General features: G+C 53.4%; 28 protein-coding genes. 13 read left to right on the top strand and 15 right to left on the bottom strand.

Annotated elements, in window-relative coordinates; translation table 11 throughout:
• Nucleotides 1–5 precede the first annotated feature (5 nt).
• From IPN28_06160 to IPN28_06135, 6 genes are all read left to right on the top strand, one after another.
• Nucleotides 6–1034: an FAD-dependent monooxygenase gene (locus IPN28_06160; protein ID QQS58396.1), complete on the top strand. Its 1029-nt coding sequence runs from the start codon at nucleotides 6–8 to the stop codon at nucleotides 1032–1034.
• 79 nt (nucleotides 1035–1113) lie between these two features.
• Entirely contained in the window at nucleotides 1114–1758 is a 645-nt protein-coding gene (locus IPN28_06155) for a hypothetical protein (protein QQS58395.1), read from the top strand.
• Nucleotides 1759–1808: 50 nt separating this feature from the next.
• The gene (locus IPN28_06150; protein ID QQS58394.1) at nucleotides 1809–2237 is read left to right on the top strand and encodes a DUF2784 family protein; all 429 of its coding nucleotides are present in this window, start codon (nucleotides 1809–1811) and stop codon (nucleotides 2235–2237) included.
• 54 nt (nucleotides 2238–2291) lie between these two features.
• Nucleotides 2292–2852, top strand: a complete 561-nt coding sequence (locus IPN28_06145; protein QQS58393.1) for an isoprenylcysteine carboxylmethyltransferase family protein — start codon at nucleotides 2292–2294, stop codon at nucleotides 2850–2852.
• A gap of 75 nt (nucleotides 2853–2927) precedes the next feature.
• Nucleotides 2928–3944, top strand: a complete 1017-nt coding sequence (locus IPN28_06140) for a DUF3137 domain-containing protein (GenBank protein QQS58392.1) — start codon at nucleotides 2928–2930, stop codon at nucleotides 3942–3944.
• A 123-nt stretch (nucleotides 3945–4067) separates the two neighbouring features.
• Nucleotides 4068–4691, top strand: coding sequence for a hypothetical protein (locus tag IPN28_06135; GenBank protein QQS58391.1), 624 nt, complete (start codon nucleotides 4068–4070; stop codon nucleotides 4689–4691).
• Between the two features lie 39 nt (nucleotides 4692–4730).
• On the opposite strand, the gene IPN28_06130 is transcribed toward IPN28_06135, so the two are convergent.
• Nucleotides 4731–5597 carry a hypothetical protein gene (locus IPN28_06130; protein QQS58390.1) on the bottom strand — a complete coding sequence of 289 codons (867 nt, stop codon included), beginning with the start codon at nucleotides 5595–5597 and terminating at the stop codon, nucleotides 4731–4733.
• Between the two features lie 186 nt (nucleotides 5598–5783).
• On the opposite strand from IPN28_06130, the gene IPN28_06125 reads away from it, so the two are divergent.
• From IPN28_06125 to IPN28_06115, 3 genes are all read left to right on the top strand, one after another.
• Complete coding sequence (locus IPN28_06125) at nucleotides 5784–6362, top strand: hypothetical protein (protein QQS58389.1); 579 nt, start codon at nucleotides 5784–5786, stop codon at nucleotides 6360–6362.
• A 113-nt stretch (nucleotides 6363–6475) separates the two neighbouring features.
• Nucleotides 6476–7654, top strand: coding sequence for a hypothetical protein (locus IPN28_06120; GenBank protein QQS58388.1), 1179 nt, complete (start codon nucleotides 6476–6478; stop codon nucleotides 7652–7654).
• A 106-nt stretch (nucleotides 7655–7760) separates the two neighbouring features.
• Entirely contained in the window at nucleotides 7761–8690 is a 930-nt protein-coding gene (locus IPN28_06115; protein ID QQS58387.1) for a hypothetical protein, read from the top strand.
• Nucleotides 8691–8695: 5 nt separating this feature from the next.
• Here the strand turns inward: IPN28_06115 and acnA are convergent, their stop codons facing one another.
• On the bottom strand, nucleotides 8696–11368 hold the full coding sequence (gene acnA / locus IPN28_06110) for an aconitate hydratase AcnA (protein QQS58386.1): 2673 nt from the start codon (nucleotides 11366–11368) through the stop codon (nucleotides 8696–8698).
• A 442-nt stretch (nucleotides 11369–11810) separates the two neighbouring features.
• Between acnA and IPN28_06105 the strand changes: the two genes are divergently transcribed.
• Complete coding sequence (locus IPN28_06105) at nucleotides 11811–12407, top strand: hypothetical protein (protein ID QQS58385.1); 597 nt, start codon at nucleotides 11811–11813, stop codon at nucleotides 12405–12407.
• Between the two features lie 53 nt (nucleotides 12408–12460).
• Nucleotides 12461–13624: a cystathionine gamma-synthase gene (gene metB / locus IPN28_06100; protein QQS58384.1), complete on the top strand. Its 1164-nt coding sequence runs from the start codon at nucleotides 12461–12463 to the stop codon at nucleotides 13622–13624.
• Nucleotides 13625–13627: 3 nt separating this feature from the next.
• Here the strand turns inward: metB and IPN28_06095 are convergent, their stop codons facing one another.
• The gene (locus tag IPN28_06095) at nucleotides 13628–14290 is read right to left on the bottom strand and encodes a hypothetical protein (GenBank protein QQS58383.1); all 663 of its coding nucleotides are present in this window, start codon (nucleotides 14288–14290) and stop codon (nucleotides 13628–13630) included.
• Between the two features lie 200 nt (nucleotides 14291–14490).
• Here IPN28_06095 and IPN28_06090 point away from each other — a divergent pair, with 200 nt between their 5' ends.
• Entirely contained in the window at nucleotides 14491–14787 is a 297-nt protein-coding gene (locus tag IPN28_06090) for a YggT family protein (GenBank protein QQS58382.1), read from the top strand.
• Nucleotides 14788–14796: 9 nt separating this feature from the next.
• Nucleotides 14797–15642 carry a bifunctional methylenetetrahydrofolate dehydrogenase/methenyltetrahydrofolate cyclohydrolase FolD gene (gene folD / locus IPN28_06085; protein ID QQS58381.1) on the top strand — a complete coding sequence of 282 codons (846 nt, stop codon included), beginning with the start codon at nucleotides 14797–14799 and terminating at the stop codon, nucleotides 15640–15642.
• Nucleotides 15643–15660: 18 nt separating this feature from the next.
• Here the strand turns inward: folD and IPN28_06080 are convergent, their stop codons facing one another.
• From IPN28_06080 to IPN28_06025, 12 genes are all read right to left on the bottom strand, one after another.
• Nucleotides 15661–16401: a hypothetical protein gene (locus IPN28_06080; protein ID QQS58380.1), complete on the bottom strand. Its 741-nt coding sequence runs from the start codon at nucleotides 16399–16401 to the stop codon at nucleotides 15661–15663.
• A 63-nt stretch (nucleotides 16402–16464) separates the two neighbouring features.
• Entirely contained in the window at nucleotides 16465–17904 is a 1440-nt protein-coding gene (locus tag IPN28_06075; protein QQS58379.1) for an NADP-dependent isocitrate dehydrogenase, read from the bottom strand.
• A 135-nt stretch (nucleotides 17905–18039) separates the two neighbouring features.
• Entirely contained in the window at nucleotides 18040–18456 is a 417-nt protein-coding gene (locus IPN28_06070) for a type II toxin-antitoxin system VapC family toxin (GenBank protein ID QQS58378.1), read from the bottom strand.
• Nucleotides 18457–19044, bottom strand: coding sequence for a hypothetical protein (locus tag IPN28_06065; protein ID QQS58377.1), 588 nt, complete (start codon nucleotides 19042–19044; stop codon nucleotides 18457–18459).
• Nucleotides 19045–19869 (bottom strand): TIGR04255 family protein, encoded by an 825-nt coding sequence (locus IPN28_06060; GenBank protein ID QQS58376.1) that lies wholly within the window; start codon nucleotides 19867–19869, stop codon nucleotides 19045–19047. It lies immediately after the preceding gene.
• A 159-nt stretch (nucleotides 19870–20028) separates the two neighbouring features.
• Complete coding sequence (locus IPN28_06055) at nucleotides 20029–20565, bottom strand: ribokinase (protein QQS58375.1); 537 nt, start codon at nucleotides 20563–20565, stop codon at nucleotides 20029–20031.
• Nucleotides 20566–20570: 5 nt separating this feature from the next.
• Nucleotides 20571–20720 carry a hypothetical protein gene (locus IPN28_06050; protein QQS58374.1) on the bottom strand — a complete coding sequence of 50 codons (150 nt, stop codon included), beginning with the start codon at nucleotides 20718–20720 and terminating at the stop codon, nucleotides 20571–20573.
• 5 nt (nucleotides 20721–20725) lie between these two features.
• On the bottom strand, nucleotides 20726–21157 hold the full coding sequence (locus IPN28_06045; protein ID QQS58549.1) for a cell wall hydrolase: 432 nt from the start codon (nucleotides 21155–21157) through the stop codon (nucleotides 20726–20728).
• A gap of 104 nt (nucleotides 21158–21261) precedes the next feature.
• Complete coding sequence (locus tag IPN28_06040) at nucleotides 21262–21591, bottom strand: hypothetical protein (protein QQS58373.1); 330 nt, start codon at nucleotides 21589–21591, stop codon at nucleotides 21262–21264.
• 62 nt (nucleotides 21592–21653) lie between these two features.
• The gene (locus tag IPN28_06035; protein QQS58372.1) at nucleotides 21654–21908 is read right to left on the bottom strand and encodes a hypothetical protein; all 255 of its coding nucleotides are present in this window, start codon (nucleotides 21906–21908) and stop codon (nucleotides 21654–21656) included.
• A 53-nt stretch (nucleotides 21909–21961) separates the two neighbouring features.
• Nucleotides 21962–23437 (bottom strand): phage terminase large subunit, encoded by a 1476-nt coding sequence (gene terL / locus IPN28_06030; protein QQS58371.1) that lies wholly within the window; start codon nucleotides 23435–23437, stop codon nucleotides 21962–21964.
• Nucleotides 23438–23559: 122 nt separating this feature from the next.
• Nucleotides 23560–24504 carry a SppA protein gene (locus IPN28_06025; GenBank protein QQS58548.1) on the bottom strand — a complete coding sequence of 315 codons (945 nt, stop codon included), beginning with the start codon at nucleotides 24502–24504 and terminating at the stop codon, nucleotides 23560–23562.
• Nucleotides 24505–24558 lie beyond the last annotated feature (54 nt).

Raw genomic sequence — 24558 nt, 5'->3', positions numbered from 1 at the left:
TTTCCATGGACCATAGCGCGAAAATCCTGATCGCCGGAGCCGGACCTGCGGGGCTGGCGGCGGCGCTGGACCTGAAACGGCTAGGGTTTTCTCCGCACCTGATCGAAAGGAATTGCGCCGACGACGCCTCCAACCTGCGGCGCGGGCTGATCCTGCGGCCCCGAACGCTGGAGATGCTGGCAGAAACCGGGGTGACCGATGCCCTGATCGGGGCCGGACAAAAAATTACCCTTCTGCGGATCGAGGAGGATGGAAAGGCTCTGTTTAAAGCCGATCTTTCCAAAATCAAAAGCCGATATCCTTTTTTGCTCAGTCTGCCCGAGGCGGAGGTCATCCGTATCCTAAAACACCATTTTGAAATGCTGGGCGGGCGTGTTGAATATGGGTTGGCGGTGCAGAATGTGCGGCTGGAGAACAGGCGGGTGATCGTGAATCTCAGCGACGGGCGCACGGAGGACTACGATTGTCTCATCGGGGCGGACGGGGTGCAGAGCACTGTGCGGACGGCTCTGGGCATCCCCTTTATCGGCTTCGAGTATCCCGGCGGGTGGAGTTTTCAGGACATCCCCGTCGATGAGCCGGAGGAACCGGCGGTATTGGATTTGCTGGCCGAAGGGCAGATGCGGCTTCGCGTTCCCTGCGGTCCGGGTCGGATCCGGGTTGTTGCCAATACTCCTCTAGAGGGGTTTACCCCCCTGCCCGTCTGCGTCCGGCGGGCGAAGGATGTCCGAAGGCCGGGGGTGTTCCTGACCGGAAACGCCGCTGCGGCGCACGGACCGTTCGGCGGCATCGGGATGGGGCGTGAGATTGAGGAGGCTCTCGCCTTGGCGCGTTCACTTGCGGACAAAGACCCCGCCTATCCCCCCCCTGACGGGCAGCGTGTTCTGGAGGCCAGTATGCTGGTGTTCAAGTGGCTGCGCGTGCAGGGGCGGTTTTCAAGGTTTTTGCGGGCCTACTTCCTTTTTTTGGCCGAAAAGGTTCCCGGCTTTCGTAAAAAGCTGCTGCGTCCGATCACTGGGCTGGAACGCCCCTAAATTTCCGCAAGGGCGTTGATTTTTCCCGCAAAGCCCTTTACTTGTAAGGTATTGGTCATTTTTTACAGGATATTTCACGATGAAGAAACTTGCCCTTATCGCGCTGGTTCTGGCCTTGGCCGGAAGCGCTCTGCCCGCTGCCGCTGCCGAACTCGGCAAAACCTTTTTCCAGGGCAAGACGATTGTTCTGAACGATGACGGCACATGGAAAAATGCCGACGAAACCTCTGCAACGCCTGTGACGCCCGCTGCTACTCCGGTCGCCAGCGGACAGGAAGTGTGCAACACCGCCAAGCTGGTTCCCGTTAAATACTGCGTTGACTCCGGATACTGGGTGCAAGCGGAGAAGCCGACCCCTGACTATGAGACCTTCTACAACAATACAAACGGAAGCCTTTATTTCGGCCTGATTACCGAAGGCCTGCCGCTGACCAAGGACTTCTTCCGTAATTCCATTCTGGATAATGCCGGAGCCGTGGCCAAGGGCGGACGCGATGGGGTCAAAGTGATTGAGGACAAGACGGTCCAGATCGGCCCCGATACATGGAACTACCTTGAATACTCCATCGACATTGACGGCATGGTTTTCCGCTACAGCAACTATTACACCAGCATCGGCGACAAGGGCAGCATCCAGGTTCTGTTCTTCACGCTGGACACCGTGTTCGAGACCTACCGCAAGGACATGGAAAAGGTCGCGAATTCCGTGGCGATCGTTTATTGATCGTCGGCCTTGTTTTCCTCAGTTTTTGAGGATGTCTCCAGAGGTATACGATGTCCCAGGGGCAACTGATAGAGTATGAAACCTATCTGCTTCTGGGGCATTTTTTTGTCATAATTATTATACTTTTCGGATGGATTTTCCGCAGCACCCGCCTCTGGAGCCGCTGGGTTGTTTACCTCACGGTTTTCTTCTGGGTGGCCGTTGGGCTGGCAATCGGCGATCCCGGCTATTGCCCGCTTACGGAATGGATGTGGGACATCAAGCGTGAGCTTGGCGAAAAGGATCTACCCCATTCCTTTATCACATACGCTCTTCGGCAATACGGTTTCACACCCATCGAGTGGAAAGTGGAGCTTTTCTCGTGGGTCGTGCTCATGGCGATCTTTGCGTTGTGCCTTTTGATGCAATTTATCGAACGGTTTGAACGACTGCGGGAAGAAGCCGCAAAGGGAGTTGTAGCGCCTCCTCCTGAATCCTGAAATTTGTTATTTTCATCTTGCCTTGCCGGGCTATTCTCTTCTACTCTTTGATCCATGCAGCCGCTTCAATCGAAGGACAGCGCCCCGAAAAAAAAGTCGGTGCCCTCGGACTATCCGGACCTTGAACTCTATTGGGAGAAAGTGCAAATACCGCCCGACAAGGACCATCCCGATGTTCCGATCCTGCCGCCGTTTCTTTACGCCGGCGCCCTGCTCTTTTCGCTGGTGTTCGAGCTTTTCGACGGGGGAGATTTTTTCCGCTGGGGGGCGCAGCTTACGCTCGGCATCCTGTCCATGAGCCTTGGCGCGGGGATCATCGCGTGGTGCCTTGTGCTGTTTGCCAACGAGGGGACGAATATCGAACCTTATCTACCGACCAACGCGCTGGTGACGAAGGGGCCGTACGGCTATTCGCGCAATCCGGTGTATGTCGGGCTGACCGCGATGTATATCGGCCTTGTCATCGTGTTTGACATCGTCTGGGGGTTTTTCTTCCTGCTTCCCCTTCTGGCCGCCGTGCATTTTCTCGTGATCCTGCGGGAAGAAGAATATCTGGAAGAAAAATTCGGCCAGAAGTACCGGGATTACCAGAAGTCGGTCCGGCGCTGGCTGTAAATCATCCGGTTTTTTTTCCTATACCGTTCAAGGATTTGCTTGCACGGCGCTTTCGGGGCTGGTTAGATAGGGTTTATGACAGACAATAATCCTGATGAAGCCATCGATATCCGTACGCCCTCGGTTTCCACACTCGATGAGCTGGGCCGTGTCGATGAAGAACGCTTCAAGAAAAACCTCGACAGCCTGATCCTCGAAGCCGAGGAGATGCGCCTGCGGCGGATGAAGCAGAACCGGACCCGTGCTTTTATCAGCATGAATCTGGGCATTCTCTCCATGCTGATCGGGGTCGGGTTTTTCGGGTGGTTTTTTCTTTTTGTTGGAAATATTACCACCGCCGTTCTCTGCGTCGCCCTTTCGGCCGTTGTGCCCATCCTTCTCAACTTCTGGACGGCGCGGCCCCTGAAAACCTACGTGAAAGAGCATAAAACGACTTTCATGCCCAAGCTGGCGAAGGCGCTGAACGGCCTCTCCTTCCATCCCGAGCGGGGTGTGAACGAAAAGATGCTGGGCAAGCTGGCCATCATCCCCGCCTATGACCGCTATGAGGCCGAGGATTGCTTCATGGGCGTTTATAAGGGCGTCAAGGTCATTTTCTCCGAGGCGCGGCTGCACTCCCGGGCTCACCGCGACGGGCCGGTGTTCGAGGGGATTTTCGTACTTCTGGAAGTTCCCGGAGATGTCATCGAGGGGCATACCATCATCACGGCCAACGACAAGATGGTCAAGGCTTATGAAAAAACACGCTGGAAGACCATGAAAAAGGTCTATGTCAGCGTCTCCAACCCGAACTGGGACCGGTTTCAGGTGTTCTCCACCAAGCCGGAGGCGGCTGAGCTTCTGGTCGGGGAGCGCCTACTCAAGGAGCTTTCCGAAGCCTCCGACATCTTCAAACAGTCGCCCCTGAGCGTGGCCATGTTCGGCAAGAAATTCATCTTCATGATGATCCCCAACGATGAGGATATGTTCGAGCCGTCCAATCTGTTCGTGCCGGTCACCACCAACCAGCACGCCATGCAGTGTAAGAAGGAAATTGAGCAGATTCTGGAAATTATTGACGTTTTCGACCTGTATCAGCCTCTCATCAAGTAATTCTCGGTCTGCCGCTTTTTTAGCCCCGATTACGCCTGTATGCGCTTGTTTTTTCTGCTTTTTGTAGGACTTTGTTAAGAAAACGGCTTTATAATCGCAAGGGATAACAAGGGCAGAATTCCTATGACCGCACATACGACTGACAGCGCCGAACGCGCCCCCGCCGCCGAAATTTTCAATGCCGTCGAGGCTCTGAACAGCCAGCTGCGGACGATCGAGAAGTTCGTCGCCCGCCGCTTCGATGAGATTTCCATGGAAATCAACGCCACGGCGCAGCAGGTCGATATGGCCGAAGACGGAATCGTTAGGCGCTTTCAGGAGATTCTTGAGGTTCTGAGCGCCATTTCCTACAAGGGGGACGGCAAAAGCGCGGCCAATTCCGGCGTCGAACTCGAAGCGATTATCGAAGATACGGAAAATGCCGCCAACCGGATTCTGGATGCCGCCGACCGGATCGTCGCCAGCGTAGGCGATGCGCCCGAAGAACAATGGGCGGACGCCCCCTCCCGGAACGCCCTGCGGGAGCAGATCAAGAACGATATTCAGGAAATCCTGCTCGCCTGCTCATTCCAGGACCGCACGGGGCAGAGAATCCGCAATACCCTCAATAACCTGCACGCCATCGAGGACCGGATCAACGGCGCCTTCGAAAAGCTGGGGATCGAGGTTAAACCCGATGCCAAAGCCATCGAAGAGCGCTTGGGCAAAGCCTCCAGCCAGGACGATATCGACTCGCTGTTCAGTTAGGGAACGGCGCGGCTGAAAGAGCTAATCTTACACTTACTTCTATAAATCGTAAGGCCAGCCGCCCGAAGGCTCTGCGGCGATATTCAACTGCCCTTTTTCGGAAACCTCCGGCGAAGAGCGGTGAACGAAGTTCCTCCCGAAAACCGCCATGTCGCCGGGATCGAGATTACGGATGCGCCCCTGAAGTTCAGGGTATGCGTCCAGAAGCTTATCCGTTTCTGCGACCCGGTTTTTATTCAAAATGTCCCATTGATCCTTGGTCAGGCGACCGACGATATACTGCATGGGCGTGTGACCGGAGATATGAGCGGTCAGGCCCATATCAAAATGGAAATTCGGCATCGGTCCGCGCTGTCCGGTTCCGGCTTCCTGCCAGAGGACCAGCAGGTTCGTCTGGCGGCGCGGGTATTTGTGGTCCAGCCACTCCGCGAGTTCGACGATCCGGCGCTCCTTTTCATCGTCGTGCCTGTAGTTCCATAAAAGATCGCTGATCTGGTTGGCCAGTTGGCGGACCGGTTTTGCGGGCGTCCAGGTTTCGTGAGGATAAATAAAGGCCGAGAGGCGGGTAAAGGACTCTTGGACGTATTCAGGAAAATCCTGCCCTTCGGACATCGAGACACGGTTCCCGTCAACGTAAAAATACAGATTGTCATCCCGAACGAAAAATTGCTGCGCCAATTCGCCGTTATCATAATCTCCGCCATATTCCTGCGCCTGTGCACTCCGTACGCTTGTCGCGGGACTGTCCAGCGCGGGGATGATGGCGGCATCAATAACCCCCTCCCGGATCAAGGGGATGACCAGTTCGCGGTCCTCGGGTGTGTAGACGATGCGGTTATCCTCCGGGTGCCTTTGCAGCCCGGAAAGCAAATGTCGTAATTCACCCCTGCCGTATTTTCTTGTCATGCTCCAGAGTAAAACTCTTCCCTGAAAAACGCAAATGCGAATATTTGATGATAGATAAAATTTTATTTAAATACACTTCAAGTATAAATTAAATAATCATTCATCTTTTATTTCGAGTTTTATGGTTAATTAAGGCCGTTTTTACTTCCTCAACCTTATTCTTAAAGAAAATTGAGGAAGTAAAAAATGTACGCTAAGGTCGCCAACATCACACAAAAACAACTGCTCGTGGGTAAAATCACCGCCCTCGCGCAGCACCTGCAACAACTTGCCCCGCACCCCGACAGACCCGGCTATAAAGGCCCGCTTTTCGTTAAATCCAATCCGAATGCCCGTATCGCCAACGAGCGCGACGGGATGCTCGGTGCGATGATGCTCGAAGCCATGATCGGCCCCGCGTTCAGCGAGGCTCTTTCCGATACGTGCGGCGAGTGGACCGAAAATATCGACTTCGCCGCGACCATGGAATGTTATTCCGAATACATCACCGACATTGCCGGGAAGCAGAACGAACCCAGCGAACAGCACAAACGCGCCCATGGCCAGGGCACGATGGCCCGGATGTCCGGTAAATCCATCGCCAACAGCTTTAATCTGCGCGGGTCGATCAGCGCGGGGATGCAGTCTTTTCTCGACGATCTGCCCGCCCGTCTGAAGGTCGAGAAAGAGCTGGCCTATTACCTGCGCCAGTTGGAAATGCTCGATGCGCCCGCGCCGGTCTATGCACCGAAGGCGCCCGCCCCGGCCCCGAAATTCGCCGCCTGAGACGGCCGTTTTCTTCCTGCCCCGCTTAAAATCCTCCTTTTAGCCTTATTTTACTTTACGCTGCCGTCTGTGTTAACATGGCGAAAATCTCCTCTGAGGGGGTCAAAGCGGTTATGACTGACGTGAATCTGGCCAAAGACGTCTCTGCGATGACGCAGGACGAGTTGAATGCGGCGCTGTTCAAAATTGCCGAGCGGGGTGACACGGTTGCCACCTTTATGCCTCTTAACGGCCCCCCGATTATCAAAAACATTCATGCTGAGGACTACCTGCGGGAACTTCAGGGTGCGGGTGCTGATTTTTCAGCCCTCAATTCCGAGGGTCTAAATCTTCTGGACGTCGCCTCTGCCTCCGGCTCTCCGGCGTTGCTGCAACAACTGACTGACGAGTTTCGCCTGCCGCTCACCAGCAGCAAGCAAGACGATAGCCTGATGCTCCGGGCCATTGCGAATTCCAATCTGGAGACGGCCCGCTTTATCGCGTCGAGGGATCCGATGGCGGGATCGTACGTCAATCCCGACAATGGCGAAACCCTCGGCCATGTCGCGGCCCGGACGCTGGATCTGGAGACCCTGAAATTTGTCGATCGGGAACTTCATGTCGATCTCGGTGAGCGTTCCAACACCGATTATGTCTCCCATATGATCGCCCGTGCCCTGGATTCAACCGATGAGGGCGCTTCGGAAGGAGGCGGAAGTTACAGCAAGATTGTCGATGCGCTCAAGTATCTGCATGGCCGGGGCGTTGATTTAACGGCTGAAAATACTGCCGGAGAGACCGTCTACGATATTTTAAACCGTTCCTACTTTTCCTCGCTTAAACCCGATGAGCTAGAGAAGGACGAATTATATAATTTTCTCAAAGAGGCCGGTGCCCTGGTTCCTGGGCATCAAGAAGTCCCTGAGATCGTTCCCGCCTATCACGCGGATATCAGTGAACTCGATTCCCGTCTTGCCCGGTTTAACGCCCTTACAGGGCAGAACTGGGTTCATGCCGCCGATCCGGCCGGGTTCATCTATCTGGAAATCGGCGATAACAAACCCTTGAAAGAAGGCATCATGGCCGAACTCAGGAACCTGATGGACCCTGAGATTATGGTGCACGGTCCGATCATTGAGGGGAAAAAAGATATCCTATTTTTCGATGCCGAGAGCTTTATGCGGATGAGCGAGGCGGATTTCAACGCCGCCGCCCAGGGTCTGGCGCGATTGCAAGCACACGAAGCGCCGCCGGAGCCCGTTGTTCCCCCGTCTTCAAAACAGGATTACTCTAATCCTCCCCTCAAGATATAGACGCTCCCGTATAGGGTTTTTCTTGTTGTTAGCAGAACGCCGCGCCTTCTTTCGCCCCCGATTGAATCTGCTATGATTGTGGACTGATTTTTATTTCGGACGTCGAATGAACCTTAACACCTCCCTTCTCCGGGAAAAATTCACGATCAGAGGAATGGAGATTCCGGGGCAGGAGTCGTCCCTGGCTCCTAATGTTCACAGCAACAGGATGCCCATCTCTCTCAAGGCGGGGGACGCGTCGTCCGAGAATTATGTCGTACGGGCGCAGAATATGCATTTATGCGCCCGGATGGCCGCGCACCTGATCCGCGATTACGACAAGGGTGGCCCCCTGCTCCACCGCGTTATCCCCTACAAGTGGGAAGAAGTCTGGGCCGAGACGGTGAGCGGCTATGAGATCGCCTATAACCCTGAACGCTGGGTCTGTGTTTATCACAAGGGCAAGCCGGTTTTTGAATCGGGTCATCGGCACCCGTTTTTGGACGTCGTCGAGAAGTGCGATGCCGTCAATAAAGACGGGGATTACGATGACTCCCTCAAGCTTGCCGAAGACGCCTTCCGCAGACTCGGCAAAGATGTGCAGATTACCTACGACAGCAGTATGGCCATTGTGCTGAACCTCGAAAAAACGCAGGGGCGTTGCGGGATGATCCTGCGCGGGCCGGAACGGACGACCACTTTCAACTATCATCTCGAAAGCGCCAAGAAGATTCCGGTCAACCCCTCGCAATGCGTGCGCGTGGCGGCGGCGCTGCTGGAGGGGATACAGCTTTCTTTCATGATCGGGATCGCCAACGAAAAGCTGCGGGCCGGGATCATCGACAGCGCCAATTTCGAGGCGCGGCAGGCGCGGGAAGCCAAAAGGCGGATCGCTACACTCAACGGCGAAATTTCGTCGCTCGAAACCCATTACAAGGTCCGATATCGGCCCGAACGCCCGGACTTCAACCGAATTATCTTTGAAGCAGAGAAAATTGCGCCGCGCTATCTGGCCGCGCTGATGCCTGCGGATGACGATGAGTCCGACGAGGATTAAATCCTTTAAGCCGCGATCCGGCGCAGGACGTAATGGAGGATACCGCCGTTGCGGTAGTACTCCACCTCGTCGAGCGTGTCGATCCGGCAGATCAGGCGCACTTCCTGCTCCGAGCCGTCCGCATAGCTGATCTTCATGACCATCTCCTTCTTCGGGGACAGGCCTTCGGAAATCCCGAGAATCTCATAACGCTCGTCGCCGCGCAGGTTCAGGGATTTGCGCGTGGTGGCGCCCTTGAACTGCAACGGGATGACGCCCATGCCGATCAGGTTGGAGCGGTGGATGCGCTCAAAGCTCTCGGCCACGACGGCGCGGACACCCAGAAGACGGGTGCCTTTGGCCGCCCAGTCACGGGAGGAGCCGGTGCCGTATTCCTTGCCCGCGATGACGACCAGGGGGGTGCCCTCCTGGTCGTATTTCATGGCGGCGTCGTAGATGCTCGTAACCTCACCGGAGGGGACGTGTTTGGTAAAGCCGCCCTCCTTGCCTGCAAGCATTTCGTTCTTGATGCGGATGTTGGCGAAGGTGCCGCGCATCATGACTTCGTGGTTGCCGCGGCGGGAGCCGTAGGAGTTGAAGTCCGCTGTCTTGACTCCGTGTGAGGACAAATAGAGTCCTGCCGGAGAATCCTTCTTGATCGAGCCCGCCGGAGAAATATGGTCGGTGGTTACGGAATCGCCGAGGATCGCCAAGGCATAGGCGCCCTTGATGTCGGAGGTCGCGCCCGGTTTCTTGGAAATCCCGTCAAAGAAAGGCGGGTTCTTGACGTAGGTGGACGCGCCCTGCCATTTGTAGGTCTGGCCGCTGGCGTCGCCGCCGATGGCCTGCCATTCCTTCGGTCCCTTGAAGACGTCGGCGTAGCGCGACTTGAACATTTCAGAGGTCAGGCACTGATTGACCGTCTCCGCGATCTCCTTGTTGGAGGGCCAGATATCCTTCAGGAATACATCCTTGCCGTTCTTGTCCTGCCCGATCGGGTCTTTCGTCAGATCGATGTGCATGGAACCGGCAATCGCATAGGCTACCACCAGCGGCGGAGAAGCGAGGTAATTCGATTTCACGTGGGGAGAAATACGTCCCTCAAAGTTCCGGTTTCCGGAGAGAACAGCCGCGACGTTGAGGTCGCCCTGCTCTACCGCCCCCGCGATGGCGTCCGGCAGCGGGCCGGAGTTGCCGATGCAGGTCGTGCAGCCGTAGCCCACAGTATTGAATCCCAGCGCGTCGAGATCGGCCTGAAGGCCGGCCTTTTGCAGATAGTCAGTCACCACCTGCGATCCGGGCGCGAGTGAGGTTTTCACCCACGGCTTGCGGTTGAGGCCCAGCGCCCGCGCTTTACGTGCCAACAATCCCGCGCCCACCAGTACGGAGGGGTTGGAGGTGTTCGTGCAACTCGTAATGGCGGCGATGACCACATGGCCGTTGTCGAGATTGTATTTCTCGCCCTTGACGGCGGTCGGTTTTTGCTCGGGAACCATCTCCTTGAACGATCCGGCCGCCTTTGAGAGCGCGATGCGGTCCTGCGGGCGCTTGGGGCCGGAGAGAGAGGGTTCGACGTCCGCGAGGTTGAGTTCGAGAGTCTTGGTGAATTCGGGATCGGCGGATTTCGCATCGCGCCACATGCCCTGCGCTTTCGCGTAGGCTTCCACGACCTTGACGCGGTGCGGGTCGCGGCCCGTGAATTCGAGGTAGCGGATGGTTTCCTCGTCGATCGGGAAGAAGCCGCAGGTCGCGCCGTATTCGGGCGCCATGTTGGCGATCGTGGCGCGGTCGGCCAGTGTGAGATTATCCAAGCCGGGTCCGAAAAACTCCACGAACTTGCCGACGACGCCGAGGTCGCGGAGCATTTTCGTGACCGTGAGAACGAGGTCGGTGGCGGTCGTGCCCTCCTTCATTTTCCCGTTGATCTTGAAGCCGACGACTTCGGGGATCAGCATGGAGACGGGCTGGCCGAGCATCGCGGCTTCGGCCTCGATACCGCCGACGCCCCAGCCGAGGACGGCGAGGCCGTTGACCATCGTGGTGTGCGAATCCGTGCCGACCAGCGTGTCGGGATAAATCACGGTGCAGGAGGGGTTTTTGTCGTCATGATCGGCCCAGACGGTCTGGGCGAGATATTCGAGGTTGACCTGATGGCAGATGCCCGTTCCGGGCGGAACCACGCGGAAATTGTTGAAGGCGTCCTGGCCCCAGCGCAGGAAGCTGTAGCGTTCGCCGTTGCGCTCGAATTCGAGATCGACGTTCTGCTGGAACGCGTTGGCGCTGCCGAAGGAATCCACCATCACGGAATGGTCGATGACCAGATCGACGGGGCTGAGCGGATTAATTTTTTCAGGGTCGCCGCCGAGGGCCACCATCGCCTCACGCATGGCGGCCAGATCGACCACGGCGGGAACGCCCGTAAAATCCTGCATCAGGACGCGGGCGGGGCGGAAGGCGATTTCATGTTCGGAGCGTTTTTTCTGGAGCCAGTCGCGGATCGCCTGAACGTCCTCGGTTTTGACCGTGCGGCCATCCTCGCAGCGCAGGAGATTTTCCAGCAGGACTTTCAGCGTGTAGGGCAGCTTTGAAACGTCGCCGATTTTTTCGGCTGCGGCCTTCAGGCAGTAATAATCATAGTCCTTGCCTTCTACATTCAGCGTCTTGCGCGTCTTGAGAGAGTCGTGCCCAACAGTCGTCATTGAAAATCCCCATTATGATGAAAAAGTCAGAAAAAATCAGAAAACCACGCAGCGGAAGTCTACATTATTAGCGGGAATAGATTAACAAGGAATTTAGAAAATGCGCTTTCCTTCCCCCTGACTTGCGGAAGAACACCATCGTATGTTTTTTGTTTTTAACAGGTTATTTTCTATATATTACAATACGTTATACAAATACCCCGAAAACATCGTTAACATTTCATTATTTCGCCACATTTGAGGAGGAGAATCGGAGATAGATGGCGGAGACGCTTTGAAAACGCAAGATTTCTGGTTCCTCCTCTGCTTATCTGCTTGCTTACTTACCAAATACCCAACCGCTGCTTTCCCCCAAAAAAGCAGCGGTTTTGTTTTGCCCGGTTTTTCCCGCTTTTGTTGATTGGCAAATTGACAAAGGGAATCCCTTGGCCATAGATAGGGCATGGCCTTTAGTCGCTCTTTATTTGTTTTATTAGTTTTTATTTATATATCATTCTCCATGCCCGCCAAAGCGGATGAGGAGCCGTACAAGATTTATAAGCCTGAGCGGTATTTTTATACGTCGGAACAAGTGTCTTATGGCCTTGTCGGAGCGCAACTCCTAAAAGCCCATGAGCCTGTTACCATGAAGCCTGATAAATGGCTTCCATTTTCATCACACGGTTCAAAGCTCTGCTTTTTTATCGGTTTTTTGTCTCTTAAGGACGATATGGCGAAAGCTATCGGGGAAGTTTTGGAGAACACATTCGGAAAGGAAGAGTACGATAATGTGTTTATGTTCTCGCCGCCCTTTTTGACTGGAACAGTCCGGGATAGTGAAAATAACAGCTATGCGCTAACAGGAGAGCGTAATCTGCGTTCAGGCAGCGCAGATATGTATTCAGATCGACAGGTAATTAGTGTTTGTTCTGCAGTAGAGGGAGAGCCTAAGGATATCGTGGAAATTACTTTTACGCCCCTTCAGACATTTCAAGCTCAATCCATATACTGGTCTGACCAAATCCGTAATTACGACCCCAAACCGCCCGGTTTTGAGTGATATTTATTTATGCGGAAATTGACAAACGGAATCCCTTGGCCATAGATAGGGGCATGGATCAGAAGAAAAAAGACCGCAGAAGACGCACCTGCGCCGTGCAGGCCGGACTGGGCGAGACGGTGACCTACCGGGCCGTGATGCCGCCTTTGTGTCTCTCCTCCACCTTCCAGATGGACGAGGTCGGGAAAAAGGCGCCTTATGAATACTCGCGTACACGCAACCCCACCCGCGACCATCTCGCGCAGGCTCTGGCCGAACTGGAAAAGGGCTATGGGGCGTGCGTGACCGCTTCGGGCATGGCGGCGCTGACGCTGATCGTCCACCTGCTGAATCCCGAAGACTTATTGGTTGCGCCCTATGATTGCTACGGGCGGTCGTACCGGATGCTCAGTGCGCTGGCCGAGAAGAAGCATTTCCGGCTGAAATTCGTAGACCAGTATTCGCAGAAAGGCGTTGAGGAGGCGTTTTCGGAAAAGCCGAAGATGGTGCTGATCGAAACGCCGAGCAATCCCGTCATGCGGATCGCGGATATCAAGGCGATAGCGAAAAAAGCGGCTTCGTGCGGGGCGCTGACCGTCGTTGATAACACGTTCCTCTCGCCGATGCTGCAGCAGCCTTTGACGCTGGGGGCGGACATCGTCTACCACTCCACGACCAAATTCCTCAACGGGCACAGCGATGTTGTGGGCGGGTGCGTGGTGGCGAAAACCAAGGAGCTTTGGGACCAGCTTGATTTCTGGGCGAATTCGCTGGGGCTGATTGGGGCGCCGTTCGACTCTTATATGACGCTGCGCGGGCTAAGGACTCTGGAACTGCGGGTCCACCGGGCGCAGGAGAACGCGCTGGCGATTGCCGAAATGCTGGCAGCACATCCGAAAGTGGCGCAAGTGTATTATCCCGGCCTGCCCGCGCATGAAGGTCATGAAGCCGCGAAAAAGCAGCAGGAAGGGTTCGGCGCGATGCTGAGCCTTGAACTCAAGGGCGATCCGGAGACCGCGCGGCGGTTCGTTGCGGCTCTGGACGTTTTCCGGCTGGCGCAGTCGCTGGGCGGAACCGAGAGCCTGATTAATCATCCAGCCAGTATGACTCATGTGTCCATGGGGCCGGAAGCGCGCGCAAAGGCGGGCGTGACCGACCAGCTTTTGCGGCTGTCCGTGGGCGTCGAGCATATCGAGGATTTGCTGGAGGATTTGCGCGGGGCTCTGGAGTCCATCTGAAGCTTACTTCTTCTTGCCGGTTACTTTTTCAAGGTCCGCGTAAATCTTTGATTTCTGGCGTTCGAAAAGCGGGCATTTGGCGTCCACGCTGTTATATTCCTCCAAGGTATCCACCGCCCGCTGGCGGTCCATGCGGTCGAGTTCCATCTTCTTGAATTCATGATCGAGGATCTGTGAAACTACGCGCTGCATCCGCTTGATCGTATCCTCGGCGTATTCGGCGGGAACAGGGCCGGCGGAAAAGCCGCGGGCGCTGAGTTCGTCATAGAGCTTCTGGCCGATGGTTTTGGCGTATTCATTGACGATGACGCGGTCCACCTTCACGTGTTTGGATTCGTGGCCGATGATGGCCTTTCTCATGCAACTGTCTGCATACAGTTCCTTGGCGATCACAATCGTGGGGTCGATGTCGATATTGACCGTGATGTCCTCGTACCAGAGGCAATAGGCGTTGTATTTCTCAGAGTACATATGGCCGATCTTGATCCGGTAGCCGGGGACGATGCTGCCCTTCATGAAGGCCTGCGTCACGCTCATGCCGTGAAAGCCATAGGGATCGACTGTGTCCATGCTGTAATTCTGCAATTCGGCGAGGGTCTGGTCGGTATCGAATTTTAGTTCGGCGGTGCTGGGGACGATATTGAGCTTGCTTTGCGGGATGGCCAAGGGCAGGCCGCAGGCTCGGCAGCGGCGAGGATGAGCAAGGTCGAGGCGGTCAGCGGATCGAGCGGCAGCATTGATATTCCTTCCCGCCCCCCATTATACAGGACAATCTGAAAAGAAGGTTAAATTCGGGGGCGATAGATCTTTTCCTTTAGGTCTAAACGCATTATAAAGAGAGAAATTCTCGTCTTTTTGAGGCCAAAATGTTCGCACTCGTCTGGGTTATAGGAACTCTGGTTCAAGTCTATATCTTTGTGATCATCCTGCAGGTGGCGCTGAGCTGGGCGATTGCCTTCGATCTCGTCAACGCCAATAACGAGGCCGCCCGGAACCTGACGCAGCTTCTGCACAAACTGACTGACCCCGTTTACAAACCGATCCGCAAGTATGTTCCTCCGGTGGGCGGGATCGACCTGACTCCGTTGATCGTTATTATCGGAATTCAGATCATCGCCGGACTTCTGTTTAAGCTTCTTATCGGTTCCTTCTTCTTTTTCTGAGTTTTTTCCATGAGCGCAAAAATTATCAATGGCAAGGTTCTTGCCGAAACGATCCGAATGAAGCTGCGGGCGGATGTGTCTGCCCTGCCCTCCCCGCCGGGGCTTGCAGTGATTCTGGTGGGGGACGATCCGGCTTCGCAGATTTATGTGCGGAACAAGATCAAGGCCTGCGAAAGCGTCGGCATCAAGAGTTTTGAGTCGCGTCTGCCGCGGCAAGTCACGGAGGCGGAGGTCGCGGCGGAGATCAAAGCCTTTAACGATAATCCTTCCGTGCATGGCATCTTGTTGCAGCTTCCCGTGCCTGTGCCGCTGGACGGGACGCGGCTGGTGCAGATGATCGCCCCGCACAAGGATGTGGATGGGCTGACCGTCACCAACGCGGGCAAGCTGTTTACCGGGATGGAAGACGGGCTGGTGCCCTGTACACCACAGGGCGCGATGATCCTGATCCGGTCGTTCGTGCGGGAGCTTTCCGGGCTTCATGCCGTTGTCATCGGGCGCTCGAACCTGTTCGGCAAGCCGATGGCGCAGCTTCTCCTGCGGGAGAACTGTACGGTCACGACCACCCATTCGCGCACGAAAAACCTGAGCGATGTCTGCGCGCAGGCCGATATCCTTGTGGCCGCGGTGGGGCAGCCGCGCATGGTGAAGGCCGACTGGATCAAGCGGGGGGCGTGCGTGATCGACGTGGGGATTAACCGGGATTCCGACGGAAAGCTTTGCGGGGATGTGGATTTTGAAGGAGCGTTAGGCGCCGCCGGGGCGATTACCCCCGTTCCGGGTGGCGTCGGTCCGATGACGATCGCCTGCCTGCTGTCGAATACGGTGAAGGCTTACAGGGTTATACAGAAATGAACTTTAACTACCCCGCCTTTAGTATGCCATCATGGCGAAGGGCTGGTATTTTCTTATTTCTCCCAACTTATGCTGCCTTGTCTGAAAAAAGTTAAAAAACTCAACCCTTTCATTCGGGCGAATAAAAATCACTTCTGGATATTCAAACTGAATATAACCCTGAATATCCAGAACGTGCCCCAACAACCGCTCGTTACTGTCTAACCATCCTTGAAGATCAATCATAAAAGACCGCGTGTCGAGTCTCGCCTGTCTAATGGCTGTTCTTATTGAGGAAGAACTGTCATTGGCCTCAATAAATTTCTCTATATCTTCAATCTCCCTCTCAATATGCTTTTGCCAGAATGACGCTATTATTCTGGCTTTTTTTGCGTTTTTTATCTGCTCAATCAAAAACTCATCGTCCTGATAGATTTTTGCATTGCCTACCTGCGCCATATAGCGCCGAATTTCATAACCATAAACATCGTATTCTGGTGGCATATCGGTTGTTATGCCTAAAGTCAGGCGCTGGATTCTTTCAACTACACCTTTGGGCGGCTTGTCCTGCTGGAATCTGATGGCAATGATATTTGGTTCGTTTGGCGGAATGTCGTCATTGTCTATAGTTACAGCCAAGTCTTTTAACACAGGCATGAAAATAGCGTCATAACCTTGGCTGTCTCTATCCTTGTACAGTCGCGATTTTTTTGCCATAACGTCCGGCGAAAACAAGAAAATGCCAAAAAATAGATATGTCAGCAGCGTTTTTGACTTCATTTTTGTTTAATCTTTGTGACTGTTACTGTTCACTAACCAATATTACGCAAACCATAGCCGTTTTCATTCGCCCTGTGCAACCGTAAAGCCGGATTTCCCGTTAAACGTATAGAGGTTTTCCAGCTTGATGAAGTCTACCCCCGCTTTTTCGAGGTTGGCAAGCTGTTGTAAAACAAGGACATGGCTGACCCCCTTGCCCGTAAAGCGGACGCACCAGTGGTCGGAACAGAAGGTTCCGGGCTGCCCGTCCGGCCAGACCTTGACCCCCCGGTTGGAAATGACGCTCAGTTCCAGCCCCTTGACGAGGGCGGTCTTGAGTTTGGTGGCCAGATCCTCGGGTTTTCCCTGCCAGTCGAGGAAGATATCGGCACCGACCAGTTCCTTTTTCTCTTTGGGGACGGATTTAAGGGGCGGCAGGACCAGCCCCTTGCCGGACCCCTGCCCGTAATCCACCGTGCCGAACTTCTTGGGGTTCTGACCGAGACGGTCGATCACGGCCCTGGCGAAGTCCGCCGTACCGACCTTCTGCTTGCTGAAGTCGGAATCATAGATATCGCCTGTATGAATCCCGTCCTCGATGGTCTTGTACCACGCGTTATGGACCTTGGTAGCGATCGGGTTCTGGCCGATATGGTTGAGCATCAGGATGGCGCCGAGCAGCAGGCCGGAGGGGTTAGCGATGCCCTTGCCCGCGATATCGGGCGCGGAGCCGTGGACGGCCTCGAACATCCCGAAATCGGTGCCGATATTACAGGAGCCGCCGAGCCCGACCGACCCGGTCACTTCAACGGCCACGTCTGAAATAATATCGCCGTAAAGGTTTTCCGTCACGATCACGTCGAACGCGCCGGGGCGGGCGGCGATACGCGCCGTGCCGATGTCTATGATATAGAATTCCTGCTGGATATCCGGATATTCCTTGCCGATCTCGTCGAAGACCGCGTGGAACAGGCCGTCGGCCATCTTCATGATGTTGTCCTTGGCCATGCAGGTGACCTTTTTCCTGCCGTTGGCGCGGGCATATTCAAAAGCGTAGCGGACGATGCGCTCGGACCCGGGGCGGGAGATGAGCTTCAGGGACTGGATCACGTCCTGCGTCTGGCGGTGTTCGATCCCGGCGTACAGATCCTCTTCGTTCTCGCGGACGATGACGAGGTCCATTTCGGGAAAGTGGGTTTTGACGTAAGGATGATAGGCCACGCAGGGGCGGACATTCGCGAACAGGCCCAGCGCCTTTCTGACCGTGACGTTGAGGGATTTGAAGCCCCCGCCCTGCGGCGTGGTGATGGGGGCTTTGAGGAAGACTTTCGTGCGGTGCAGGGAGTCCCAAGATTTCGGCTCGATGCCGTTCATAATGCCGCGCTCATAGACCGCCTTGCCGATCTCGATCTCCTCGATGTCCAGCGCGGCCCCGGCGGCGGTCAGGATATCCAGCGTCGCGTCCATGATTTCCGGGCCGATGCCGTCGCCTCTGGCAACCGTGATGGGTGTTTTTTTGGACATGGCGGGTCTCCCTGAACGAGCGGATGGGCGGCGTGTTATGAAATCAGTTTGGGCGTACGAACGTACGGAGGGAATATTACCGCATTTTCAGGGGGATGGCTATATGGAATACAATTAAGAAAAACTTAGTTTTACTTAACTTGCTCTCATAAGTGCTCTGTAATTATTCTGCTCAAAATGCACATCTTCAGTAAGAGCCTCTTGCATACCCTGATGTTCCATTATCAAAAACGAAGCGCAGTCTGTTAATGACCATGTTTTATCTTTTCTGTTTTCTAGAAGGTTAAATGCCTCTTCGAAAAGATCAGATGTTTGCGGAACAATCTCAACATTTTCAGATTCTTGTAGTTTTCTTACAAAAAGATAAATTTGCGTCTTCATTTGCTCGCTATAGCCTGCGAATGAGGTCAAAAACTCTACAAGAACCATCTCGCTAGTAACAACTCTTCCTTCAAGATAATTACCTAGTTTTTTTGCAATTTCGTGAAGTGAGGAGTTTTTTTGAAATAATGCTATCCAAAAACAAGCATCAACAAATACTGCCCGAGTCATTTATTTATCCTTGTTTTCACAATATAAATATTGGTCTAGATTTTCAGCCAAATCTTTGGGCACTTCATCCCATGCCTCTTTTGGAACTGCCTCGCTAAAAGACAATAAATCATCCAGAAGACTCTTCTTTGCATCTACCTCTACCGTTTCTTTTTGTTTTTTAGAGGTAACAGTACCGAAGCCACCTAATTTCTCATAAGGCCTCCAATATTTATTGGATGGCTTACTTGCTTTTAGTAAATTCTCAAATGCTCCAATAAAAGATTGGACGGACAAGGTGTTGTCTATGAAAATATCTATAGAATCTTTTGGCACAACGTTTGTACTAATTCGCATAAATCCAGTAAGTAGCTCATATTCTTCATGTGCGCGTCCTCTTATTTTCCATGATTCTTCTGCAGTGTGATGAGCACGGAAATTCTTCCAACTATTTGAAACAATATACCTTTCTAAACCATACGTTATTTCACAAGCTACACTATCTTCAATTTGCAGTTCTTCTTCGCTGTCCCAGGAAAAGTCCGTAGACGCAGTACTTGTTTTTTTTGCAAGTAGCATTTGATTTACGATAGCGTCTGGAACTAACATTTAATTATTAACCTCTATTGTTTTTGTCTTACCCATCTTTTCTCTAATTTTTTTACTTACACTCATATCAAACCATCTGCTTATAACTCTATGCGCATCATCAAACCATTTGGCTACATCTTCTTGTTCTTGAATGGTAGATTCTTTGAATTTTTTGGTTATTCCTAATTCTAAAATCAGAGAATCCTTATTTTTTTGCTGCCCTTTTGCAATTTTAATATTAGCAAGACTATCTTTAATATCCTTTAAATCGAAATTAAAGGAGCTAATAAACGCTATTTTTTCCCTTTCAACAGCGGATTTTTCTATTGCTTCAGACAGAGAGAAACCGAACCCAAACTCATGCTTGGAGTAGTCTCTGAAGTTTTCTGGAGAGTAATCAAATTTTTCATCAAAACCATTAATGTAACGAAGTTCCATTTGAGAAAATTTAAGAAGACTAGATGCTGCTGGATAGCTTTTATATAGGGCTTCCAGTCCTAAATGAAAATCATTACGAAAACTAGACCAGCCATTGTATGGTGGTACTGTATTAGCGGTAAAAAGTCCTGGACCTATTTGAAAAAGGGGCCAAGTGTCTTTCTCTTTCCTTAACTGGAGCACTGGAGCACTCCCCAAAATCTCCACAGGCATATCAGCGGGGATACGGCTCTGGACTTCCTTGTATCCTTTTTCAGATATAAAAGAAGAAAATTCACTCTCGTAATCGTGATAATATTTATCGATAGGCTGATTACCGTACTGCCTATAAACTTTTAATGGCCACCTTAATTCACAAATAACCTCAATCAGAGGGGGATTTTCATAAACAACTTCTTTACTCATGACGGCACGATTAATTTCAATCTGTTAATTTTTGTAAAGGAACTGCGGAGTGTGTGCAAAAAGGATACATACCATAGCGTAATTGTACTAGTAGATGTAGCTGTAGACAAGCTTTGGTTATTAATAAGCGCTTTGAGTACGAAAAATATATTAGTACGGTTATTTATTTTTCCCCCTCGGCTCCCAAAAAATGACCTCCTTCGCCGCGCCGAGGAGCTGCTTGTCGTCGCTGCGGCGGTAGACGTAGATGCCCAGAACGGAGAGGCCCACCGCCCAGATCGCGCTTAATGACCCCATCGAGGCCATGACGACCCCGGCTTTATCCGTATCAAAGACGATGACATAGGCAATCGCAAACATCTGCGCCGCCCATGTGAGCGCCATGAGATAGCCGAAGGTGGGGCGCATCCGGCGGACGTACCCATCCTCCGAGGCGACTTCGGCGCGCAGGGACTGGTTGACCTCCGCGAGGGCGGATTTGAAATCCTCCAGCTGGAGTTCGGCCATGCGTTCGGCGTGGCGGTTGGCCTCGGCGAGCTGTTCGGGCGTGATGCCTCCCGTTTTCAGGGCTTCGTCCACCTTTGCCAAGGCTTTTGAGGCGGTTTTTGCGGCGGGGTTGTCTACCTCCCCCAGCACTTCGGAGAGGATGGCGATGAGGATCGGGACGCCGATTTTCGAGACAAGGGCGGAGACCATCGCGATCACTCCTTGCCCGAAAATTTTGTGCGGAGCCTGTTAAAGGCGCGTTTGAATTTTGCGCCGATGCGGGCGAAGAGCGATTTGATCTTTTCCCAGAGAAGGCGCAGTCCGGCCTTGATGTTCGAAAGCAGATTTCTCAAAAAGTTTTTCATGGGTTTTATCCTTCAACGAGTTTGTAGAAAATGTGGTTGCCGATGGTGGCGACGGGTTCCTGCCCCTTCGCCCAGTAAGGTTTGACGTAATTCGCGTGGTAGTGCGTTGCGCCGTGGGTGATATCCTCCAGCACCCCGGCGACGGCGCGGCGGGCGATACGCAGGGACGTGGCGAAATAAAGATTTCTTTCATCCACTTCCTGAAGTCTCTTGAACGAGGGGTCGGAGCGGTTCCAGCAGGAAAACTGGTAGGGTTTCTGGCAGACCTGAATGATCGTATTGCCCCACCAGAATTTGCCGCGTTTTTGCGCGATCTTCACACGGTTGAGGACGACGCTGGCCACGGCCTGAAGTCCTTCCGTGCCCTCGCCCCGTGCCTCGCCCCACAAGGTGCGGGCGAGAACGTCCACGGTGACGCGGTTGAAGAATTCCTGCATCTCGCGATCGCGGTCTTCTTTATCCTGGTCAGACGTGCCGGGGCCGCCCGACTTGCCCCCTTTCAGGGGCGTCAGTTTGGGTTTTTTCATGATGTTTTCCTTTTTTATGTGTTGCTTTGCTGGGCGCCGAGCAGGCTTTCGGCCTTCAGCGCGGTGGCGTCGAGTTTCGCTTCAATGCGAAGCAAATGCTCGACAAGACGCCGTTCGAGGGCGCGGAGATCGCCCTGAGAGGCGTAGGTTTTTGCGACCTCCAGCTTGAAGGCGTTCAGCGCCTCGCGGAGCTGCTCGCTGCGGTGGTCGAGGCGCTGGTGGAGGTGGCCGATCGCCTCCTCGCTTTGTTCGCGGGTGCGCCCGATCATCCAAAACAGTCCAGCCAGCGCGGGCAGGTCGATCACGGTGATCCACCAGAGCAGATCCTCAGAGAGAAATGTCATGTGTTTGCTCCAAATAAAAAAGGCCCGCGCAGGCGGGCCGTGTGTGCCGATGGTTTTATCTTCTAAAGGGCCAGAAACTGATACAGCTCGGCGAAGATCAGCAGCGCCAGAACGCCGAAGATGGATAGGAAAAATCCTGTGAAAGCGCCGATGACAGCGCGGTGCTTGGCGGGGCGGCCAACGCGCCAGAAAAACAGCACCCCGATGATGCCGCCCAGTAAAAGCCCACAGACGACCAGTTCCAGCGAGAGATTCAGCGTCCACTTCAAGACCACTTCCGGCTCTATTCTCGAATTAAGGAGGTCTTTGACTTTCATGCCCTTCTTCCTTGCAAGGGGAGGAGATTACACCAGATTTTTGCTTCCGCCAATCACACCTTAAAGTCCGTGTCCGCCTTATGGGGCGCGAGTTTTCCCATCCAGATATGGCCGCCTTTACGCGGGAAGCGCCCTAACCTGTCGGGCTGCAGGGATAACGCGCCCGAAACGGCGTCCAGCCCGTCATCCTGCCCCTTACCGCCGGGGCGCCATTCGCGCATCTCCATAGCAAAAGGCGTTTTCAGAACCTGCCTGTATACGTGCAGCCGGCGCGAAGCCAGAAGCGTCTCGAAAGCTTCGAGAATTCTTATGTCCTTCGGGCGGGTGCTGCTGACCTCCAGCACACTGCACGGGATATTCTCCCGCGCCATCTCGCGGCGCAGGATGTTGGGCAGGAAGCGGCCGATGCCGTTGATCTCCACCGTTACGCTGGGCAAGAGATGTGCTTTTGAAAGAGCGGCGACGATCTTGCATTGCTGCGTGGCTTCGTCTTCTTCGGATTTTTGTTTCAAGGCGATATATTCGAGGTGATGGAGGTAATAGCTCCCCTCCCCGTCCGCGAAGACTATTGCGAGAACGCTTTTATCGCCGGAGGATTTGCCGAAGGCCGGATCCCACCATGCGCTGGCCGAGAGCATTTTTTTTGCGCCGATCAAGAGCGCGCCGAGTTCGCGGGTATAATCCAGTTCATCGTTATAGATTTGCAATGCGGATGGATCGAGGCGACCCTCCACGCTGTTCACGGGGCGAAGCATCATCTGCGATTCAAACCTGTTCGGACCCGTTGCGATTTTCAGGCGCTTGATATCTTCGGGCGAAAAACGTTCCGGCCAGAGGCTTTTTTCATCTTCATCCATGATGGGCAGAACAAGACGTTCGAAGCCGTGCAGAAATTCCCGCTCCTCTCCCTGCTCCGCTCTCGGCTGATCGGCATAGATCGAGCAGTAATGATGCGGGGTGCCCAGATAAAGCTGCGTTCCGCCGGGGCTGAGAATGTAGGCGGTCTCGGAGAGTCTCTCGCGCAAGTCCTCGCGCTTTCCCGCCGTGTCGCAGGTCGCAGGCACCTCCACGTCGTCGTAGATGATGATATCGGCGCGGCTGCCCGTCGCGTTGGCGGTCAGGCCACGGGCGAGCATGGAGGGGTCGCGCAGTTCCAGATTTCTGCGGATGGTGAAACGGTCGGCGGCCCACTGATCGGCGTTGCGCGGCTTTAGGTGCGCGGTCAGCGGGTGGCGCTCGATGATGCGCTTGACGTTTCTGACCATCTTTCTCGCCAGCGCGTCATCCGCCGCCAAAACAAGGATACGCAAATCCCGATTGCGATACAAAAGCCACGCCGCGAAAATCCCCGCCACCGTGCTTTTGCCTGCGCTGCGGAAGGCCATGAGCAGGAGGCGCGTTTTGTCCTGTTCTCTCGCCTGCTCCAGCCACTCCGCCATCCGCAGATGCAGCGCCGGGGTTTTCTGCCCCTGCCTCTGGTTCCAGAGGACGAGGAAAAGCGGGAGGGGGCATTGTTTGATTTTTTCCATTTCTGATCCAATAAAAAAAAGCCCGCATACAGCGGGCTTTTGTAACGACAATTCCTTCAATTTACAGTTGGATGCAGTCCTTCAGAGATTGCTTTTTTGCGCTCTTTTTAAACTCCTCTAAGTCATCCATGTTCTCTTTTATCTTCTTGTTTATCTCCTGCAGAGTCTGCTGTGTTGACAGCATTTGTCTCTGAATTATCTTCTCGAGGATCGTTGTTGTTTTGTTTTGTGGGTGAGTCATTTGGTCTTTCATGGTTTTGCCTAATATTTCTGTTGAGACAAAAAACTCCATTGCGCTCTAATAGTAACTTGCCGAGAGCTAAAAAGCTATCATCCATTGGAGACACATTCTTAAATATTTCCTTAGCTTCAAGCAAATCAATCACATAGGAATGGCTTGGATAGCCACCAATAAGCCTCATTAAAGCACCCTCATGCAAGTTATTTGATACATTTGCAAGCTTTTCGCCATATGCTCTTGCTATATCTATTGATCTCTGCGTCTCTCCCAACCTTACGGGATCAATTTGAGCCGTTATAGGCTTGTAAAGCTCTGCTGCTAGTTGAAGGGCTATCTCTGATGCTGTTTTAGTGGATATTCTTCCCTCAGATTTTTGTACTAAACTAAGAAAGAAGTGCTCAAAGGCCTCAAATGCAGCACTTTGAGCAGAGCTAAGCCCCTGCATGACATCAAGACCTGAACTTCTGGCTTGTATTTCGTCATCCTTAAGCATCTGAACATCGAGAGGGCCAAACTCCGCCATACCTGCCATATACAATTCATGAGCACTAATCGCTATGATTGTCCCAGCGCTCTTGCAGCGTTCTGTTACGGCCACAATCACTTTCTCATACAGCGACTGCAGGGTTCTTGATATTATGTAGGCAGCATCTGCATCACCACCACCTGTTTTAAGAAAAAGTATTGCGGTTTTATTTTCCTGCGATTTGTTGGCAGCTACAACCTCATAGAAAAAATAAGCATGATCTCTTGTGACCGGGCCGTTGTAATTATATATGTCTGCGCCCCACTTCTTAATCACTTGCTTAAGTGTTTCATTACTCATCGTGCTTTTCCGTCGAGATTTCTTTAATTCAACTTTTTTTATAACACTAATTTT

Source organism: Alphaproteobacteria bacterium, from assembly GCA_016699735.1.
GTDB lineage: Bacteria > Pseudomonadota > Alphaproteobacteria > Micavibrionales > Micavibrionaceae > JAGNKE01.
This window is presented reverse-complemented; position numbering and strand designations above follow the sequence as displayed.

Bases quoted from the DNA above. Each gene is read 5' to 3' on its own strand.
- IPN28_06160 (QQS58396.1), top strand. From the start codon at position 6: ATGGACCATAGCGCGAAAATCCTGATCGCCGGAGCCGGACCTGCGGGG.
- IPN28_06155 (QQS58395.1), top strand. From the start codon at position 1,114: ATGAAGAAACTTGCCCTTATCGCGCTGGTTCTGGCCTTGGCCGGAAGC.
- IPN28_06150 (QQS58394.1), top strand. From the start codon at position 1,809: ATGTCCCAGGGGCAACTGATAGAGTATGAAACCTATCTGCTTCTGGGG.
- IPN28_06145 (QQS58393.1), top strand. From the start codon at position 2,292: ATGCAGCCGCTTCAATCGAAGGACAGCGCCCCGAAAAAAAAGTCGGTG.
- IPN28_06140 (QQS58392.1), top strand. From the start codon at position 2,928: ATGACAGACAATAATCCTGATGAAGCCATCGATATCCGTACGCCCTCG.
- IPN28_06135 (QQS58391.1), top strand. From the start codon at position 4,068: ATGACCGCACATACGACTGACAGCGCCGAACGCGCCCCCGCCGCCGAA.
- IPN28_06130 (QQS58390.1), bottom strand. From the start codon at position 5,597: ATGACAAGAAAATACGGCAGGGGTGAATTACGACATTTGCTTTCCGGG.
- IPN28_06125 (QQS58389.1), top strand. From the start codon at position 5,784: ATGTACGCTAAGGTCGCCAACATCACACAAAAACAACTGCTCGTGGGT.
- IPN28_06120 (QQS58388.1), top strand. From the start codon at position 6,476: ATGACTGACGTGAATCTGGCCAAAGACGTCTCTGCGATGACGCAGGAC.
- IPN28_06115 (QQS58387.1), top strand. From the start codon at position 7,761: ATGAACCTTAACACCTCCCTTCTCCGGGAAAAATTCACGATCAGAGGA.
- acnA (QQS58386.1), bottom strand. From the start codon at position 11,368: ATGACGACTGTTGGGCACGACTCTCTCAAGACGCGCAAGACGCTGAAT.
- IPN28_06105 (QQS58385.1), top strand. From the start codon at position 11,811: ATGGCCTTTAGTCGCTCTTTATTTGTTTTATTAGTTTTTATTTATATA.
- metB (QQS58384.1), top strand. From the start codon at position 12,461: ATGGATCAGAAGAAAAAAGACCGCAGAAGACGCACCTGCGCCGTGCAG.
- IPN28_06090 (QQS58382.1), top strand. From the start codon at position 14,491: ATGTTCGCACTCGTCTGGGTTATAGGAACTCTGGTTCAAGTCTATATC.
- folD (QQS58381.1), top strand. From the start codon at position 14,797: ATGAGCGCAAAAATTATCAATGGCAAGGTTCTTGCCGAAACGATCCGA.
- IPN28_06080 (QQS58380.1), bottom strand. From the start codon at position 16,401: ATGAAGTCAAAAACGCTGCTGACATATCTATTTTTTGGCATTTTCTTG.
- IPN28_06075 (QQS58379.1), bottom strand. From the start codon at position 17,904: ATGTCCAAAAAAACACCCATCACGGTTGCCAGAGGCGACGGCATCGGC.
- IPN28_06070 (QQS58378.1), bottom strand. From the start codon at position 18,456: ATGACTCGGGCAGTATTTGTTGATGCTTGTTTTTGGATAGCATTATTT.
- IPN28_06065 (QQS58377.1), bottom strand. From the start codon at position 19,044: ATGTTAGTTCCAGACGCTATCGTAAATCAAATGCTACTTGCAAAAAAA.
- IPN28_06060 (QQS58376.1), bottom strand. From the start codon at position 19,869: ATGAGTAAAGAAGTTGTTTATGAAAATCCCCCTCTGATTGAGGTTATT.
- IPN28_06055 (QQS58375.1), bottom strand. From the start codon at position 20,565: ATGGTCTCCGCCCTTGTCTCGAAAATCGGCGTCCCGATCCTCATCGCC.
- IPN28_06050 (QQS58374.1), bottom strand. From the start codon at position 20,720: ATGAAAAACTTTTTGAGAAATCTGCTTTCGAACATCAAGGCCGGACTG.
- IPN28_06045 (QQS58549.1), bottom strand. From the start codon at position 21,157: ATGCAGGAATTCTTCAACCGCGTCACCGTGGACGTTCTCGCCCGCACC.
- IPN28_06040 (QQS58373.1), bottom strand. From the start codon at position 21,591: ATGACATTTCTCTCTGAGGATCTGCTCTGGTGGATCACCGTGATCGAC.
- IPN28_06035 (QQS58372.1), bottom strand. From the start codon at position 21,908: ATGAAAGTCAAAGACCTCCTTAATTCGAGAATAGAGCCGGAAGTGGTC.
- terL (QQS58371.1), bottom strand. From the start codon at position 23,437: ATGGAAAAAATCAAACAATGCCCCCTCCCGCTTTTCCTCGTCCTCTGG.
- IPN28_06025 (QQS58548.1), bottom strand. From the start codon at position 24,504: ATGAGTAATGAAACACTTAAGCAAGTGATTAAGAAGTGGGGCGCAGAC.